This window comes from Pseudomonas sp. Irchel s3h9, from assembly GCF_900187475.1.
In the GTDB taxonomy this organism is placed as follows: Bacteria; Pseudomonadota; Gammaproteobacteria; order Pseudomonadales; family Pseudomonadaceae; genus Aquipseudomonas; species Aquipseudomonas neuropathica.
In genome coordinates this window covers 87,536-103,426 of the sequence record NZ_FYDH01000018.1, presented here as the reverse complement: position 1 = coordinate 103,426, position 15,891 = coordinate 87,536, and the positions used below count along the sequence as shown (strand labels likewise).

Here is a 15,891-nt window from a genome sequence, read left to right as displayed (position 1 = left end):
GGCGCCCTTGGGCGCGCGCGATTAACAGCAATGCTTGAAGCGTATCAGTGCACGTCTTTCCAGTATTCACGCTTGAGCAGGTAGGCGAACACAAAGAAGAACGCCAGGTACAGCAAGACATAAGTACCGATGCGCTGATGTTGCAGCTTAACCGGGTTAGCCGAGTAAGCCAGGAAGGTTACCAGATTCTTGACCTTCTCATCGAACTGCTCTTCGTTCAGAGCACCGGATTTCGGCACGATGGTCAGTTGATCGCACGCTTCATGAGTCAGAGGCGTACCGGTCAGCGGATCATATTGCTTCTTGCCGTCTTCGACGATCTGCACCTGTTTGCAACCCACGACCTGACGACCTTGCAGGCCGACCAGCACGTTAGGCATGCCGACGTTCGGGAAAACCTTGTTGTTCACGCCCCATGGACGTGCAGGATCTTCGTAGAACGACTTCAGGTAACCGTAGAGCCAGTCGGTGCCGCGTACGCGAGCGACCAGGGTCAGATCCGGTGGTGCGGCACCAAACCAGGTCTTGGCGTCTGCCGGCTGCATGCCGATGTTCATGTGATCGCCAATCTTGGCGCCAGTGAACACCAGTTTCTCCAGCATCATTTCGTGAGGAATGCCCAAATCATCGGCCACCCGCTCGTAACGCTGGAACTTGGCACTGTGGCAACCCATGCAATAGTTGGCAAAGGTACGTGCGCCATCCTGCAGCGCAGCGTTGTCGGAAACGTCGATGTCGACCTTTTCCAGCTCCGGACCACCGTGTTCAGCGGCGAAGGACAGAACAGGCAGAGCAGCAAAAATCAGAGCAAAAAATAACTTTTTCATCAGCCAGTCACCCTTTCCGGAACCGGTTTGGTCTTCTCGAGCCTGGTGTAGAACGGCATCAGGATGAAGTACGCGAAGTACAGGAAGGTGCAGACCTGCGACAGCAACGTCAGAGACGGCGTCGGAGCTTTCACGCCAGTCCAGCCAAGCAGCACAAAGCAAACGCAGAATATGACGAGCCAGACTTTGCTCATCCAGCCTTTATAGCGCATGGATTTGACCGGACTGCGATCGAGCCACGGCAGGACAAACAGGAAAGCAATTGAAGCGCCCATGGCGATGACGCCCATGAGTTTGTCAGGGATTGCTCGCAGGATCGCGTAGAACGGCGTGAAGTACCAGACCGGCGCGATATGCTCCGGCGTCTTGAACGGGTTGGCCGGCTCGAAGTTTGGTTTTTCGAGGAAATAGCCACCCATTTCCGGGAAGAAGAACACAATAAAGCAGAAGATAAACAGGAACACAACGACACCGACAATGTCTTTCACGGTGTAGTACGGGTGGAAAGCAATGCCGTCCAGCGGGATGCCGTTTTCATCTTTGTGCTTCTTGATGTCGACGCCGTCAGGGTTGTTCGAACCGACTTCGTGCAACGCCAGAATGTGCAGCACCACCAGACCGAGAATCACGATCGGCAGAGCCACGACATGCAAGGCGAAGAAGCGGTTCAGGGTGATTCCGGAGATCAGATAGTCACCACGAATCCACTGCGTCAGGTCGTTGCCGATCACCGGAATCGCACCGAACAGCGAGATGATCACCTGGGCACCCCAGTAGGACATCTGACCCCATGGCAGCAGGTAACCCATGAACGCTTCAGCCATCAGCGCCAGATAAATCAGCATGCCGAAGACCCAGACCAGCTCGCGCGGTTTCTGGTACGAGCCGTAAAGCAGGCCGCGGAACATGTGCAGATACACCACGATGAAGAACATCGAAGCGCCGACAGCGTGCAGCAGACGCAAAATCGAGCCGTGATTGACGTCACGCATGATGCCTTCGACAGACGCAAAAGCCTCTTCTGCCGATGGCGTGTAGCTCATCGTCAGCCAGACGCCGGTGACGAGCTGGTTGACCAGCACCAACAGCGCCAGAGAGCCGAAGAAATAGAAGAAGTTGAAGTTTTTTGGAGCGTAATACTTGCTGAGATGGTCTTCCCACATTTTGGTCGCAGGAAAGCGCGCATCAACCCAATCCATGAACTTGCTCATCACGCTTTCTCCGTATCGACGCCGATGACAATCAGGTCATCGGTCTCATAGGAATGCGGGGGAACTGGCAGGTTCAAAGGCGCAGGTTGCGACTTGTAGACGCGGCCAGCCAGATCGTAGTGGGAGCCGTGGCAAGGGCAGAAATAGCCACCGACCCAGTCTTTGCCGAGATCCGCAGGTGCCACTTCGGGACGGAAAGTTGGTGAGCAACCCAGGTGCGTGCAGATCCCGATCAGCAGCAGAATTTCCGGCTTGATCGAACGCACTTCAGGGTCGACATAGGTGGGTTGCGTGGAGTTTTTGGAGGTTGGATCGGAGAGCTGGCCCTCGATCTTCTTGAGATTCCCCAGGATTTCCGCAGTACGGCGGACAATAAACACCGGCTGGCCGCGCCATTCAGCAATCATCTGCTGTCCTGGCTCGATTTTGCTGACATTCACTTTCACCGGTGCACCGGCGGCTTTCGCCTTGGCACTGGGAAACCATGACCCCACGAACGGGACCGCAGCCCCCACCGCTCCTGCAGCACCCACCACGGATGTGGCTGCTACCAAGAAGCGACGCCGGCCTGCATTCACGCCGTCATTGCTCATTCAGTCCTCTCCCATCAGCTTTTGTGGCCTGTTAAATCAGGCATCTACTAAATAAATCAATGTTACTTATAAAAATTTTGCCGAATGGTAATGAAAAGCCCCAATTCTGACAAGGGAATTACCCGGAGCTCTTACCCTCAAGCCTTGCAGTATAGGGGGTCTACGGAAGTGGCAAGTTGTCGCAGCGCAATTCTTTGATAAATCACAGGCATAAAAAAACGCCCGCTTCCGTGAGGAGGCGGGCGTTCTTTTTGAACGCGGAAGCGGAATTAACGCTTCGAGTACTGCGGACGCTTACGCGCTTTACGCAGACCAACTTTCTTACGTTCAACTTCACGGGCGTCGCGAGTAACGAAGCCAGCTTTGCGCAGAGCGCCACGCAGGGTTTCGTCGTAGTCCATCAGAGCGCGAGTGATGCCGTGGCGGATTGCGCCAGCTTGACCACTTACACCACCACCGATCACGGTGACGTAGATGTCGAACTTCTCGACAGTCTCAGTCAGCTCCAGCGGCTGGCGAACTACCATGCGGGCAGTTTCACGGCCGAAGAAGTTTTCCAGCGAACGGTTGTTGATGGAGATGTTACCAGTACCCGGACGCAGGAAAACGCGTGCGGTTGCGGTCTTGCGACGGCCAGTGCCGTAATTTTGAGTCGCCGACATAATGTACTATTCCGTTAAAACTTCAGTTCTTGGGGCTGCTGAGCAGTATGTGGGTGTGCAGCGCCCGCATAGACTTTCAGCTTACGGTACATGTCGCGACCCAGTGGGTTTTTAGGCAGCATGCCTTTAACCGCGGTCTCGATCACGCGCTCAGGGGCTTTAGCGATCAGCTTTTCAAAGTTGATCGACTTGATGCCGCCCGGGAAACCGGAGTGGGAGTAGTACATTTTGTCAGTGGTTTTAGCGCCGGTAACACGAATCTGCTCGGCGTTGATGACGACGATGTAGTCGCCGGTGTCAACGTGAGGAGTGTACTCAGGCTTGTGCTTGCCACGCAGACGGCTCGCGATTTCGGTGGCCAGACGACCCAGGGTCTGACCAGCAGCGTCGACGACAAACCAGTCGCGCTTTACTGTTTCCGGTTTAGCAGTAAAAGTTTTCATTCTTTATAGCCTCAGGGGCCGCCCTGTAAATTAGACGGCGGATCTTACTGAATAGTGCGTACTTTGACAAGTCAAAGGCAGCCGGATACAGACGCTTTCGGGGGCTCGGGTCGGCGCGTCCGTTCAACGGCAAGATTCTTCGGCGGCGGCGCATCACTTCCACTGCAGAAAGAGGTCGGCAATTATGCAGATTGCGAAAAATATTTCAACCTGCTTTTATGATTGTTTTGCCCAAGGAGCACCCGATGGACTATCGCCAGCTAGGCCGTACCGACCTGAACGTGAGTGCAATCTGCCTCGGCACCATGACCTGGGGCGAGCAAAACACTGAAGCTGAAGCCTTCGCGCAGATTGAACGGGCCAAAGAAGCCGGGATCAATTTCATCGACACCGCCGAGATGTACCCGGTGCCGCCGAAAGCCGAAACCTACGCCACCACCGAGCGCTATATCGGCAATTACTTCAAAAGTCGCGGCGACCGCGCCGACTGGATCCTCGCCAGCAAGATCGCCGGCCCCGGCAACACCATCGACTACATCCGCGACAAAAACCTGCGCCATAACCGCCAGCACATCACCGCAGCGGTGGACGCCAGCCTCGAGCGCCTGCAGACCGATTACATCGACCTGTATCAATTGCACTGGCCGGAACGCAGCACCAACTTTTTCGGACAACTGGGTTACAAGCACAAGATCGAAGCCAACCTGACCCCGCTCGAAGACACTCTCGAAGCACTCGACGAGCAAGTGAAGGCCGGCAAGATCCGCCACATCGGCCTGTCCAACGAAACCCCGTGGGGCACCATGCGTTTTCTGGCCTTGGCCGAAGCGCGTGGCTGGCCGCGCGCGGTGTCGATCCAGAACCCCTACAACCTGCTCAACCGCAGTTTTGAAGTGGGCCTGGCGGAAATCGCCATACGCGAACAGTGCGGCCTGCTCGCCTATTCGCCGCTGGCGTTTGGTTTCCTGTCAGGTAAGTACGAAGGTGGCGCTCGTCCGCCGAAAGGTCGCCTGAGCCTCTACAGTCGCTTCAGCCGCTATTTCAATGCGCAGTCGGAAGCAGCGTGCAGCCGTTATGTCGCGCTGGCCCGGGAGCACGGTCTGGACCCGGCGCAGATGGCATTGGCGTTCGTCACTCAGCAACCATTCGTCACGAGTAACATCATTGGCGCGACGACGCTTGAGCAACTGGACAGCAACATTGCCAGTTTTGATCTGAAGCTTTCCGATGAAGTGCTGGCAGGGATCGAGGCGATTCACAAGGATCACCCGAACCCAGCGCCTTGATTTACCGCTAAAAGCTTCGCGAGCAGGCTCGCTCCCACAGGTACGGTGATCCCCTGTGGGAGCGAGCCTGCTCGCGAAGAGGCCGATCAGATCACCACCAAAGCGGAACGCGGAGCGTCCCCGGCGGCATTCCCACGCAGAGCGTGGGAACGATCATCAAAGCGACCGCGCAATGATCTCCTTCATGATTTCATTGGTGCCGGCATAGATCCGCTGCACCCGCGCATCCGCCCACGCCCGGGCCACCGGGTACTCCCACATGAAGCCGTAACCGCCATGCAACTGCACGCACTCGTCGAGCACCTTGCATTGCAGATCGGTGCCCCAGTATTTCGCCATCGCCGCCGTCGGCACGTCGAGCTTGCCTTGCAGGTGCAGCTCCAGACATTTATCGACGAACACTCGGCCGATCTGAATTTCAGTTGCCATCTCGGCCAGCTTGAAGCGAGTGTTCTGGAAGTCGGCAATGGCTTTGCCGAACGCCTTGCGATCGCGGGTGTAATCAAGCGTCCATTGCAACGCCGCTTCAGCTGAAGCCAGGCCACCGATCGCCACCGTCAGACGTTCTTGCGGCAACTCCTGCATCAGATAAGCGAACCCGGCCCCGGCCTGCCCCAGCAGGTTTTCTTTCGGCACGCGCACGTCCTGGAAAAACAATTCCGACGTGTCCTGCGCCTTCATACCAACCTTCTCGAGGCGCTTGCCCTTATCGAAACCCGGCGTACCCGCTTCCACCAGAAACAGGCTGGTGCCCTTGGCGCCGGCCTTTGGATCGGTCTTGGCCACCACGATCACCAGATCCGCGAGAAAGCCGTTGGTAATGAAGGTTTTCGAACCGTTGATCACATATTCGTCACCGTCCAGCACAGCGGTGGTCTTCACACCTTGCAGATCGGAACCCGCCCCCGGCTCGGTCATGGCGATGGCCGTGACCATCTCGCCCGAAACCAGTTTCGGCAGGTATTTGTGCTTCAGCGCCTCGCTGCCGTAATGCAGGATGTACGGCGCGACAATGTCCGAATGCAGCGAGAAGCCGATGCCGGTCAGGCCCAGTCGCCCGACCTCCTCGATCACCACCGCACTGTAGAGAAAGTCCGCCCCCAGGCCGCCGTATTCTTCCGGCAGGTGCGAGCAGAGCATCCCCGCCTCCCCGGCCTTGTTCCAGAGTTTGCGGTCGATATGGCCTTGTTTCTCCCATTGCGCATGGAACGGCACCGCCTCTTTTTCGAGGAAGGTGCGGACGCTGTCGCGAAACAATTCGTGCTCGGAGCTGAACAAGGTTCTGGGGATCATGCGGCACCTTTCTTTGTTGTTGGAGGGAGATGGCCTTCAGAGACTAAGCCTCCCCTCTGACACAGGACACTGGACACATCCGACAAAAAATAAGACGATCCAGCCGTCTGGTGACCACTTTCCCTTATAAAAACAAAACAAAAGTTGAATTATGTCCAAGCAAGTCTCCACGCCCTTGCGGCGCGTCAGCATCCTGGCAATCGACCGGGTTTTCGCCTCCACTCTCATGCAAGCCAAGGATTTCTTCCATCTGGCCAGCCTGCGTTATGGCAAACAACTGGGCCACGGCCTGACTCCAGCGTTCGAAACACGCTTGGTCAGCCCCGACGGCAAACCGGTGAACAGCTTCAGTGACGTGGTAATGCCGGTCGACGGTGGCCTGGAAAACGCCGACGTCATTATCCTCCCGGCGTTCTGGGACGATTTCGACACGTTGTGCGGCCGTTATCCGCAAGTGTTGCCCTGGCTGCGTGAACAGCACGCCCGTGGCGCGGTGTTGTGCGGTGAAGCCACCGGGGTGTTCTGGCTGGCCGAGGCCGGCCTGCTCAACGGCAAGGAAGCGACCACCTACTGGCGTTTCTTCAATGCTTTCGCCGAGCGCTTTCCCAAGGTCTATCTCAATCAGGACAAGCACCTGACCGATGCCGACAACTTGTATTGCGCCGGCGGTACCACGTCAGCCTGCGACCTTTACATCTACTTGATCGAGCGTTTCTGTGGGGCCAATGTCGCGCAAGCCGTGGCCCGCGACATTCTCTATGAAGTGCAGCGCAGCTATGCGCCAGGACGCATCGGTTTCGGTGGGCAGAAGCTGCACCAGGACGTGATCATCCTGCAGATCCAGCACTGGCTTGAAGAGCATTTCGCCGACAAGTTCCGCTTCGAAGACGTCGCCCGCGAGCACGGCATGAGCATCCGCAACTTCATGCGCCGCTTCCAGACCGCCACCGGTGACAAGCCACTGCATTACCTGCAACGCCTGCGTATCGAAACCGCCAAGGGCCTGCTGTCCGGCAGCCGCAAGAGCATCAAGACCATCAGTTATGAGGTCGGTTACGATGATGCGAGCTTCTTTGCGCGGCTGTTCCGTCAGCACACCGAGCTGTCGCCGAATCAGTATCGACAGCAGTTTCAGCAGGCGGCATAACCCCCCGAAGCAAATACAAAACCTGTGGGAGCTGGCTTGCCAGCGATAGCGGTTTGTCAGTGAAATAAATATCACCTGACACGACGCCATCGCTGGCAAGCCAGCTCCCACAGGGATCGCAGTCCGCTCGAATTTTGCTTCAGCGCATAAAAAAGGGCCTGCAATTGCAGGCCCTTTTTTGTTTCGCGATTCTGCTTAAGGCTTGTGCGCCCGTGACAGGAATTCGTGCGATTGCATCTCCAGCAGACGACTCAGCGTGCGCTGGAATTCAAAATTCAAGCGGCCGCCGGTGTACAGATCCTTCAACTCGACTTCAGCCGAAATGATCAGCTTCACGTTACGGTCGTAGAACTCGTCGACCATGTTGATGAAGCGGCGCGCAATGTCGTCAGTGGTGACGCTCATCTGCTCGACACCGCTGAGCAGCACGGCGTGGAAGATCTTGCCCAGTTCGATGTAGTCGTTCTGGCTACGCGGGCCGTCGCACAGTTCACGGAAATCGAACCACGCCACGTCGTCACATGTGCGCAACGCACGGATCTCGCGGTTTTCGATGATCAGCACATCGTTCTCGACTGCGGCGGTGCACTCCGGCGTCAGCGCGCGGAAGCTCTTGCGCAGGCTTTCGTGAGCAGCTTCGTCGAGCGGATAGTGGAACAGCTCGGCTTGTTCGAGGTGACGCAGACGGTAGTCGACGCCGCTGTCGACGTTGACGATCTCGGTATTCTGCTTGATCAGCGCAATCGCCGGCAGGAAACGCGCACGTTGCAGACCGTCCTTGTACAGGCCGTCCGGAACGATGTTCGAGGTCGCGACCAGGGTCACGCCGTTCTTGAACAGTTCTTCCATCAGCGTGCCGAGGATCATCGCGTCGGTGATGTCGGAGACGAAGAACTCATCGAAGCAGATCACCCGCGACTCAGTCGCAAAGCGCTTGGCGATGATGGTCAGCGGGTTTTTCTCGCCGCCGAGGGTTTTCATTTCTTCGTGCACACGCTTCATGAAGCGGTGGAAGTGAGTGCGGGTCTTTTCCTTGAACGGCAGCGCTTCGAAGAAGGTGTCGACCAGGTAAGTCTTGCCGCGACCCACGCCGCCCCAGAAATACAGTCCCTTGACCGGCGTCTGATCCTTTTTGCCGAACAGTTTGCTCAGCAGACCCGGCTTGTTCTGATCGGCGGCGATCAGATCCTCGTACAGACGCTGCAAATGACGCACGGCAGTTTCCTGCGCGGCGTCATGGAAGAAGTCCGGGCGTTTCAGATCAGCTTGGTATCGTTCTAGGGGCGTCATAATTCGTTAGCAAGGCAACAAAAACGGGCCGTCACTGTAGCGACGGCCCGTGGGAATGGCAATCGGCCCTTGGTCGGACCGTGCCGCCGATTAGTCCTGAACCGGGGTCAGCGCGACGCGCAGAGCCTCGATGGCCGCATCTCGCGCAGCAGTGTCAGCGAATGCCGGGCTGTCGCCAACGCACTCGCCCTCCAGCCAGACGCTGAAGCTCAGGTCTTCGCTGCGCACGTCCAGCGGCTGGCCGGATTGCAGCTGTTTGGTCACCTGGCCTGCGGCTTTGCCGTCGGCGAAGTTGCGCGATAGCAGCAGTTGCTCGCCATCGGCTGCCAGCAGACGGAAACGGAAACTACCGTCGTCTTCACGGAAACTGACGAAACGCGCGGCTTTCGCGGCTTTCTTCTTCGTGGTCGCGGCGACTTGCACCTGATTGACGAAGGAACGCAAGCCCACGGCTTCACGCAGTTCATTGAGGAACGGCGTTGCCACGGCACGGGCTTTCTTGGCGCCGATTTGCAGGATGTCTTCCAGGTCTGCCGGGCGCTCGATCAACTGGTGATACTTGTCGCGCGCTTCGCCGAGATCGTTGTCGAGCAACTGGAACAGACGGTTCTTCGCCTCGCCCCAACCCAGACCACCGAGCAGTTCGCTGCGGAACTCATCAGCCTGCGCCGGTGTGGCGAAGGCCTGGAACAGGGTGAACAGGTGCGAGTTGTCCGGATCCTTGGCTTCGCCTGGCGCTTTGGAGTCCGTGACGATCCGCGAAATCGCGTCCTTCATCTCTTTGGCGCTGGAGAACAACGGGATGGTGTTGTCATAGCTCTTCGACATCTTGCGACCGTCGAGGCCTGGCAACGTCGCCACGCTTTCTTCAATCAATGCTTCGGGCATGGTGAAGAACTCTTTGCCCTGACCAAACAGATGGTTGAAACGCTGGCCGATGTCGCGGGCCATTTCCACGTGCTGGATCTGGTCACGACCGACCGGCACCTTGTGCGCGTTGAACATCAGGATGTCTGCGGCCATCAACACCGGGTAGCTGTAGAGGCCCATGGTGATGCCGGCGTCCGGGTCTTCACCGGTTTCGACGTTCTTGTCCACCGAAGCCTTGTAAGCGTGCGCACGGTTAAGCAGGCCCTTGGCCGCGACGCAGGTCAGCAGCCAGGTCAGTTCAGGGATTTCCGGGATGTCGGACTGACGGTAGAAGGTCACGCGGTCGACATCGAGGCCACCGGCCAGCCAGGTCGCAGCGATTTCCAGACGCGAGCGCTGGATGCGCAGCGGGTCATCGCATTTGATCAAGGCGTGGTAGTCGGCCAGGAAATAGAACGAATCGGCATTGCTGTCGCGGCTGGCGAGGATCGCCGGGCGGATGGCGCCGGCGTAGTTGCCCAGGTGCGGCGTGCCGGTGGTGGTGATGCCAGTGAGGATACGGGTACGGTTCGTCATGGGTAATCGCTTGTCAGACTGCAATCAATTCGAGAGACGCGGCAGGATCAGATCCTTGAGATCGGTCAACTTGCCATGAAAAAAGTGTCCGCATTCTGCCACTTTCAGCAGCTCATGGGGGCGCTGGAGTTTTTCCGACCAGGCGTAGACCAGTTGCGGATCGATGACTTCGTCGGTTTCCGGCTGGATCACGGTGAGTTCGCCATCTTGTGGCAATTGATCCTGTTCGCTAAGACGCATCACCGCTGGCGCGACCATGAACAGGTGCTTGAGCTGCACGCCTTGGGCTTCGAGACGGCCGCCGAGACTTGCTGCAACAAATCCGCCGAAGGAGAAACCGAACAGGGTCAGTGGCAGATCCGGGTGTTTCTCGCGCAGCCAGGCAGCGGCAGCCTGAGCATCGTCGACCTCGCCGGTGCCCATGTCGTGGGAACCTTCGCTGGCGCCAACGCCGCGATAGTTGAAGCGCAAGGTGATCAGGCCGGCGTCGCGCGCGGTGCGCTGCAGGGTCGAGACGACCTTGTTGAGCATGGTGCCGCCCTGCACCGGGTTCGGATGGCAGATCAGCGCGATGCCGATTGGCTGCTCGTTATCCAGGTACAGAGACTCAAGTTGACCCACCGGGCCGTCAATCACTACAGGGGTTTCACGCATCAGCAAGGAAGGAACTCCGTGACCTCGAATCGGGTCGACTCGTCTAGCAAATTGTCTGTGCCAATCTATTGCGAGTGAATCGCGGTATACAGCGCAGGTTCGAGCCGTTAACGTAAAGCAAAGCCGTTTATAGAGGAAGGACTCGTGGAACACTCGCTCTTAGTTTGGTTGTTACCGACTCTTGCCCTGGTTGTGGGTGTCGCCATTGGATTCCTGATCGCGCGCGTTGCGCCGAACGCCGCGCCGAGCCGTACGCAGCGTCAACTGGATGATATCCAGGAGCGTTTCGACAGTTATCAAAACGAGGTGGTCACCCACTTCAACAGCACCGCGATGCTGGTCAAGAAGCTGACCCAGAGCTATCAGGAAGTGCAGGATCATCTCGCCGAGGGTGCCAATCGTCTGGCCCTGGACGAGCAGACCCGCCAGCGCCTGATCGCTGCCCTGCACGCTGACGCGGCAGTCACGCCACGTGAACGCCTGACGCCACCGCGCGATCAGGAGCCACCGCGCGACTACGCACCGAAGACCCCGAACTCGCCGGGCATGCTCGATGAGCACTATGGTCTGAAGAAGTAATCAGCCTTCGCTGAAAACAAAAAGCCCCCGGACAGTGATGTGTCCCGGGGGCTTTTTTGTGTCTGTAATCTTCGGTGTTTGTAGCGGCCCCTTCGCGAGCAGGCTCGCTCCCACAGGGGAATGCATTTCAAATGTGGGAGTGAGCCTGCTCGCGATGAGGCCATAACAGGCCAGACAAAAAAATGCCCGATCACAGGACCGGGCATTTCTTCATTCGGGCAAGCGCTTACGGATACTGCTGAACCGTACCCGGCTGCTGTTGCTGCTGACCACCATACTGCTGACCCGGAATCGCCTTCAGGTTGACTTCAACGCGACGGTTCTGCGCCCGGCCATTCACGTCACCGTTACTGGCAACCGGGTTATCCGGGCCGGCACCACGGGCGGAGAGGTTGGCACCGCTGACACCTTGCGAGGTCAGGTAGGTCGCCACGCTCTGCGCACGACGCTGGGACAGGTCCATGTTGTGCTGGCGGCTACCGGTGCTGTCGGTATAGCCAACGATCTCGATCTGGTTCTGGTTGAACTCTTTCAACGAGCCCGCGAGGTTGTTCAGCGGCTGGTAGAAGCTTGGCGCGATGTTCGCCGAATCAGTGGCGAACGTAATGTTGCCCGGCATGATCAGCTTGATCTGATCGCCTTGGCGCTGCACTTCAACGCCAGTGTTGGCCATGCTCGCGCGCAGTTTCTTTTCTTGCTGGTCGGCGTAATAACCGTAACCGGCGGCGGACGCACCCACCACCGCCGCACCGATCAAGGCACCTTTGCCGCGGTTGTCGTGACCGATGGCGGCACCGGCCAGTGCGCCGGCGAGTGCACCGAGGCCGCCGTATTTGGCGGTTTTGCTCATGCCTTGCGAGCCACCGTCGGCCTGGCCCTGATTGTCATACGGGTTAGGCGAGGCGCAGCCGGACAGCAAGGCCACGGCAGTAGCGACAATAATCAAACGACGCGTGGTGAACATGGAGAGCTCCTACTTTTTTTGCATTCTGTGGTGCAGCGGCCACTAAGTAATGGACCTGTGCGGGCGTTGGATCATGACAATGCACAAAAATTCCGCGGAGCACTCGTGACAAAATATTCAGGCGCGCACAAACGGGTTTTCGCGCATTTCATCACCCAGACGCGTATCCGGCCCGTGACCGGTTACCACGGTCGCATCCTCGTCCAGCGTATATAGCCGCTGCTTGATCGAACGCACGATGGTCGCCTGATCGCCGCCCCATAAATCCGTGCGCCCTACCCCGCGACGAAACAACGTGTCGCCGGCTATCAACAGCTTAGCCTCGGAAAACCAAAAGCTCATGGAACCGGGTGTATGTCCCGGCGTGTGCAGGGCAACACCGCAACCGCAGGCCAGTTCCTCATCGTCGCTCAACCAGCGATCTGGCGATGGCACCGGTGTGTAGGGCACACCGAACATCTGGCACTGCATTTCGAGGTTGTTCCAAAGGAATTGGTCCTCCTTGTGCAAATGCAGGGTCGCGCCGGTTTTTTCCTTCATCTGCCCGGAAGCGAGAAAGTGATCGAGGTGCGCGTGGGTGTGAATGATGCTGACGACTTTCAGGCCATGGGCATCAAGGCGTGCCATGATCAGGTCAGGATTACCACCCGGGTCGACGACGATGGCTTTTTTGGTGATCGGGTCGCCGATGATGGTGCAGTTGCACTGGAGCGGACCGACGGGAAAGGTTTCGCGGATGAGCGCTGTGTTCGGGGTTTGCATGGTTTTGATCCTGATGCCAAGGCGTGCCACTGCGGTTGTGATGCGCAAAATTGATGGGGTATCCTCGCGCCGTGCCAATTTTGAAACAAGACGGCAGGAAGCCAATGCCCCACTCTATGGAACACGTGCTCGTCGATAAAAGCGTCCTTTTACTGGACCCGGACATTATCAACCGCATTCGCGCCAGGAATGGTTTGCCTTTTATCGCCCATTCCGATCTTCTGAAGCTTCAGTCCCTGACCGAGGGAAAAGAGCAGGTCCACCGCAACGCACGGGATTTTTTTCGGTACTTCATCGGCAAACCGTCTCGGCCGCACCGTGCGCTCCCTAAAGGTACAGCGCTGCATCCCGGCGATCTGCTGGCCGAATGCTCGTTCAATGGCCAAGCGATCTTCGCGCTCAAACGCACGACCACGCCACTGGAGCAAAGCCCGTCGGGAGAAGTCGTCGACTTGTGCCGCCATTACGATCTGCTACTACTGACATGCGACGAATCGCAGCTCGCGCAGTGCAAAGCCGCGCAGGCCAGAGCCCAGCGCTGGACCGGACCGGCACCCTCGCTACCACCTAAAAGTGCACCTGCACCTGCACCTGCACCGATCGTGCCTTTCGACATGCCGGCAACCCCGCTCCTCACTGCCGACATGGTTATTCGCAACCAAGGTGAACGTGTCGCGCAAGGCTCGGTGGTGACCACCTCGAGCGGTCGTCAATTGACCCTGGATAAAGCCATCAGCGCCGGCGGAGAAGGAACGATCCATGCCGTGGCTGGCAACGCAGAAGTCTGCAAGATCTATCACATTGAAAAACTCACGACCCGGCGCCGCGAGAAAATCAGTCTGATGGTGACGCGTAAAATCGCCGAACCCGGCATTTGTTGGCCGACCGAGCTGGTGTTCAATGCGCAAAAGGAGTTCGTGGGTTATGTCATGCCTCGCGCGGATGGCAGAACACTCCACAGCACGGTATTCGTCAAACAGGTACTGCTGAAGACCTTCGCGAAATGGACGCGGCGTGACCTGGTGAATGTCGCGACCGCCTTTTTGAAACAGGTGCACTATCTGCACTCGCTGAATATCATCGTGGGCGACATCAATCCGATGAACCTGCTCGTGACGGCAGACAGCAACAAGGTCTGGATGGTCGATACCGACAGCTTCCAGATTGGACATTTCCCCTGCGAAGTGGGCACGGTGCCGTTCACCGCGCCGGAAATCCAGGACGAAAAATATGGCGACTACCTGCGCACAAAAAATCACGAGCTGTTCGCCATCGCCACCATGCTGTTCATGATCCTGCTGCCAGGCAAACCACCCTATTCTCAACAGGGTGGCGGAACGGCTTCCGACAACATCAAGAACATGAACTTCCCCTACCGATTCAAAAAGGGCAGCGGCATCGGCCGGGCAAGCGTCGCGCCGGTGGGCGTCTGGCAGCATATCTGGAGTCATTTGCCGTATCCGCTTAAACAGGCATTCAGCAATACTTTCGAAGACAATCAGCGACGCCCCATCGATGACTGGCTAAAACTGCTGACTCAGTACGGCGAAGGGTTACGCAAAGGCAAACATTGCGATGATTTGTTTCCTGCCGCGTTTCATATCAAAGATCCCGTTGAAGACCTCTGTGGCAGTTGCAAAAAGCCCCACAAGGTGGCCAAGGACTGGTTTGAAAAAATGAAGGCGGCAGGCAAGCCGACCATATGCTCGGACTGCCAGAAAACAGCGAAACTGAAAAAACTGGCCAGTGAGAGCCAAAAGAAAATCGAGCAGGCCGGCCAGCGTGCGGCGCCACCTCCGGCGCCCATCGCGCCTCGCCCAACGCCGCCCCCGCCTCCCAAAGTGGCGGCACCGGCACCGAAACGTCCTGCGCCCGCGGCTGCACCTGCAACCGCTCGCCCGACAGCGGCAAGGCCGCCGCAGCAACCGACATCCGCTCGACCGCAACCCTATCGACCATTGCCAGTGCACGCGAGCAATCCGCAAAACATCGTTTTGCGCTGGTTCAAACGACTCTTGAAGCGTTGGCTGTAACGCTCACCCCACAAGGACAATTCCATGCCAGACAACTATCTCCTCAGTCAGGAAGAACTTGCTGAGAACCCGACCACACGCGTACCCGTCTGCCTCGTGCTGGATGTCAGCGGATCAATGGAAGGCGAACCTATTGCAGAACTGCACTCGGGCGTTCAGCAGTTTTTCGAAGCAATCAAGGACGATGAAATAGCGCAATATGCCGCTGAAATCTGCATCGTGACTTTTGGCGGAACAGCGCAGAAAGTCATGGATTTCGGCTCCATCAGCCGTCAGGACGTACCGCCGCTGGTCGCTTCCGGCATGACTCCGATGGGGCACGCCGTGGGCATCGCTCTGGATTTGCTGGAAGCGCGCAAAGAGGATTATCAACAGGCTGGCGTGGATTACTTTCAGCCGTGGATGGTTCTCATGACGGATGGCGAGCCGACCGATGACATTAGCGAAGCAGCCACTCGCGTCAGCGACATGATCAGCAAACGCAAACTGACCGTGTTCCCCATCGCAATCGGTAAAGCCGCGAACGTACAATCGCTGGCTCGATTCTCGCCGTCACGCCCGCCACTGCGCCTCAAAGGCCTGCGCTTCAACGAGTTTTTTGCCTGGCTGAGCAAAAGTGTTTCCCGTGCCTCACAGTCGACACCCGGTGACGCAGTGCCACTGGATATCAAAGGCATCGAAGCCTGGGGACAGGTCTGAGC

General features: G+C 57.7%; 16 protein-coding genes. 5 read left to right on the top strand and 11 right to left on the bottom strand.

Annotated features, from left to right (window positions below; translation table 11 throughout):
* Positions 1 to 44: 44 nt before the first annotated feature.
* The 5 genes from CKW26_RS25715 to rplM all read right to left on the bottom strand — a co-directional run bounded on the left by CKW26_RS25715 (position 45) and on the right by rplM (position 3,736).
* Entirely contained in the window at positions 45 to 827 is a 783-nt protein-coding gene (locus tag CKW26_RS25715; RefSeq protein ID WP_095050646.1) for a cytochrome c1, read from the bottom strand.
* Positions 827 to 2,038 (bottom strand): cytochrome bc complex cytochrome b subunit, encoded by a 1,212-nt coding sequence (locus tag CKW26_RS25710; RefSeq protein ID WP_093430693.1) that lies wholly within the window; start codon positions 2,036 to 2,038, stop codon positions 827 to 829. The genes CKW26_RS25715 and CKW26_RS25710 overlap by 1 nt, the downstream gene beginning before the upstream one ends.
* The gene (gene petA / locus CKW26_RS25705; RefSeq protein WP_003228055.1) at positions 2,038 to 2,631 is read right to left on the bottom strand and encodes a ubiquinol-cytochrome c reductase iron-sulfur subunit; all 594 of its coding nucleotides are present in this window, start codon (positions 2,629 to 2,631) and stop codon (positions 2,038 to 2,040) included. The genes CKW26_RS25710 and petA overlap by 1 nt, the downstream gene beginning before the upstream one ends.
* A gap of 269 nt (positions 2,632 to 2,900) precedes the next feature.
* Complete coding sequence (gene rpsI / locus CKW26_RS25700; RefSeq protein ID WP_008080273.1) at positions 2,901 to 3,293, bottom strand: 30S ribosomal protein S9; 393 nt, start codon at positions 3,291 to 3,293, stop codon at positions 2,901 to 2,903.
* Between the two features lie 14 nt (positions 3,294 to 3,307).
* Entirely contained in the window at positions 3,308 to 3,736 is a 429-nt protein-coding gene (rplM, locus tag CKW26_RS25695; RefSeq protein ID WP_007917032.1) for a 50S ribosomal protein L13, read from the bottom strand.
* Positions 3,737 to 3,981: 245 nt separating this feature from the next.
* Between rplM and CKW26_RS25690 the strand changes: the two genes are divergently transcribed.
* Entirely contained in the window at positions 3,982 to 5,022 is a 1,041-nt protein-coding gene (locus tag CKW26_RS25690; RefSeq protein ID WP_007917033.1) for an NADP(H)-dependent aldo-keto reductase, read from the top strand.
* 156 nt (positions 5,023 to 5,178) lie between these two features.
* Here CKW26_RS25690 and CKW26_RS25685 read toward each other — a convergent pair whose 3' ends face one another.
* Complete coding sequence (locus CKW26_RS25685; protein WP_095050645.1) at positions 5,179 to 6,315, bottom strand: acyl-CoA dehydrogenase family protein; 1,137 nt, start codon at positions 6,313 to 6,315, stop codon at positions 5,179 to 5,181.
* A 250-nt stretch (positions 6,316 to 6,565) separates the two neighbouring features.
* Here CKW26_RS25685 and CKW26_RS25680 point away from each other — a divergent pair, with 250 nt between their 5' ends.
* Entirely contained in the window at positions 6,566 to 7,462 is an 897-nt protein-coding gene (locus tag CKW26_RS25680; RefSeq protein WP_175555647.1) for a GlxA family transcriptional regulator, read from the top strand.
* Positions 7,463 to 7,657: 195 nt separating this feature from the next.
* On the opposite strand, the gene zapE is transcribed toward CKW26_RS25680, so the two are convergent.
* The 3 genes from zapE to CKW26_RS25665 form a co-directional block, all read right to left on the bottom strand.
* Positions 7,658 to 8,752 (bottom strand): cell division protein ZapE, encoded by a 1,095-nt coding sequence (gene zapE / locus CKW26_RS25675; protein WP_095050644.1) that lies wholly within the window; start codon positions 8,750 to 8,752, stop codon positions 7,658 to 7,660.
* A gap of 90 nt (positions 8,753 to 8,842) precedes the next feature.
* Entirely contained in the window at positions 8,843 to 10,198 is a 1,356-nt protein-coding gene (locus CKW26_RS25670) for a tryptophan--tRNA ligase (protein WP_095050643.1), read from the bottom strand.
* Positions 10,199 to 10,222: 24 nt separating this feature from the next.
* Positions 10,223 to 10,852, bottom strand: a complete 630-nt coding sequence (locus CKW26_RS25665; protein WP_095050667.1) for an alpha/beta hydrolase — start codon at positions 10,850 to 10,852, stop codon at positions 10,223 to 10,225.
* A gap of 144 nt (positions 10,853 to 10,996) precedes the next feature.
* Between CKW26_RS25665 and CKW26_RS25660 the strand changes: the two genes are divergently transcribed.
* Positions 10,997 to 11,431 (top strand): YhcB family protein, encoded by a 435-nt coding sequence (locus CKW26_RS25660; protein WP_095050642.1) that lies wholly within the window; start codon positions 10,997 to 10,999, stop codon positions 11,429 to 11,431.
* A gap of 226 nt (positions 11,432 to 11,657) precedes the next feature.
* On the opposite strand, the gene CKW26_RS25655 is transcribed toward CKW26_RS25660, so the two are convergent.
* Both CKW26_RS25655 and CKW26_RS25650 read right to left on the bottom strand, forming a co-directional pair.
* The gene (locus tag CKW26_RS25655; RefSeq protein WP_095050641.1) at positions 11,658 to 12,395 is read right to left on the bottom strand and encodes an OmpA family protein; all 738 of its coding nucleotides are present in this window, start codon (positions 12,393 to 12,395) and stop codon (positions 11,658 to 11,660) included.
* A 117-nt stretch (positions 12,396 to 12,512) separates the two neighbouring features.
* Complete coding sequence (locus CKW26_RS25650) at positions 12,513 to 13,157, bottom strand: MBL fold metallo-hydrolase (protein WP_095050640.1); 645 nt, start codon at positions 13,155 to 13,157, stop codon at positions 12,513 to 12,515.
* 116 nt (positions 13,158 to 13,273) lie between these two features.
* Here CKW26_RS25650 and CKW26_RS25645 point away from each other — a divergent pair, with 116 nt between their 5' ends.
* Together CKW26_RS25645 and CKW26_RS25640 are read left to right on the top strand one after the other, a co-directional pair.
* The gene (locus CKW26_RS25645) at positions 13,274 to 15,190 is read left to right on the top strand and encodes a hypothetical protein (protein ID WP_177409289.1); all 1,917 of its coding nucleotides are present in this window, start codon (positions 13,274 to 13,276) and stop codon (positions 15,188 to 15,190) included.
* Between the two features lie 24 nt (positions 15,191 to 15,214).
* On the top strand, positions 15,215 to 15,889 hold the full coding sequence (locus CKW26_RS25640) for a VWA domain-containing protein (protein ID WP_095050638.1): 675 nt from the start codon (positions 15,215 to 15,217) through the stop codon (positions 15,887 to 15,889).
* Positions 15,890 to 15,891: the final 2 nt, after the last annotated feature.

What these genes read in the sequence shown, in the direction of transcription:
- CKW26_RS25715 (WP_095050646.1), bottom strand. Translation starts at nt 827, where the DNA reads ATGAAAAAGTTATTTTTTGCTCTGATTTTTGCTGCTCTGCCTGTTCTG.
- CKW26_RS25710 (WP_093430693.1), bottom strand. Translation starts at nt 2,038, where the DNA reads ATGAGCAAGTTCATGGATTGGGTTGATGCGCGCTTTCCTGCGACCAAA.
- petA (WP_003228055.1), bottom strand. Translation starts at nt 2,631, where the DNA reads ATGAGCAATGACGGCGTGAATGCAGGCCGGCGTCGCTTCTTGGTAGCA.
- rpsI (WP_008080273.1), bottom strand. Translation starts at nt 3,293, where the DNA reads ATGTCGGCGACTCAAAATTACGGCACTGGCCGTCGCAAGACCGCAACC.
- rplM (WP_007917032.1), bottom strand. Translation starts at nt 3,736, where the DNA reads ATGAAAACTTTTACTGCTAAACCGGAAACAGTAAAGCGCGACTGGTTT.
- CKW26_RS25690 (WP_007917033.1), top strand. Translation starts at nt 3,982, where the DNA reads ATGGACTATCGCCAGCTAGGCCGTACCGACCTGAACGTGAGTGCAATC.
- CKW26_RS25685 (WP_095050645.1), bottom strand. Translation starts at nt 6,315, where the DNA reads ATGATCCCCAGAACCTTGTTCAGCTCCGAGCACGAATTGTTTCGCGAC.
- zapE (WP_095050644.1), bottom strand. Translation starts at nt 8,752, where the DNA reads ATGACGCCCCTAGAACGATACCAAGCTGATCTGAAACGCCCGGACTTC.
- CKW26_RS25670 (WP_095050643.1), bottom strand. Translation starts at nt 10,198, where the DNA reads ATGACGAACCGTACCCGTATCCTCACTGGCATCACCACCACCGGCACG.
- CKW26_RS25665 (WP_095050667.1), bottom strand. Translation starts at nt 10,852, where the DNA reads ATGCGTGAAACCCCTGTAGTGATTGACGGCCCGGTGGGTCAACTTGAG.
- CKW26_RS25655 (WP_095050641.1), bottom strand. Translation starts at nt 12,395, where the DNA reads ATGTTCACCACGCGTCGTTTGATTATTGTCGCTACTGCCGTGGCCTTG.
- CKW26_RS25650 (WP_095050640.1), bottom strand. Translation starts at nt 13,157, where the DNA reads ATGCAAACCCCGAACACAGCGCTCATCCGCGAAACCTTTCCCGTCGGT.
- CKW26_RS25645 (WP_177409289.1), top strand. Translation starts at nt 13,274, where the DNA reads ATGGAACACGTGCTCGTCGATAAAAGCGTCCTTTTACTGGACCCGGAC.
- CKW26_RS25640 (WP_095050638.1), top strand. Translation starts at nt 15,215, where the DNA reads ATGCCAGACAACTATCTCCTCAGTCAGGAAGAACTTGCTGAGAACCCG.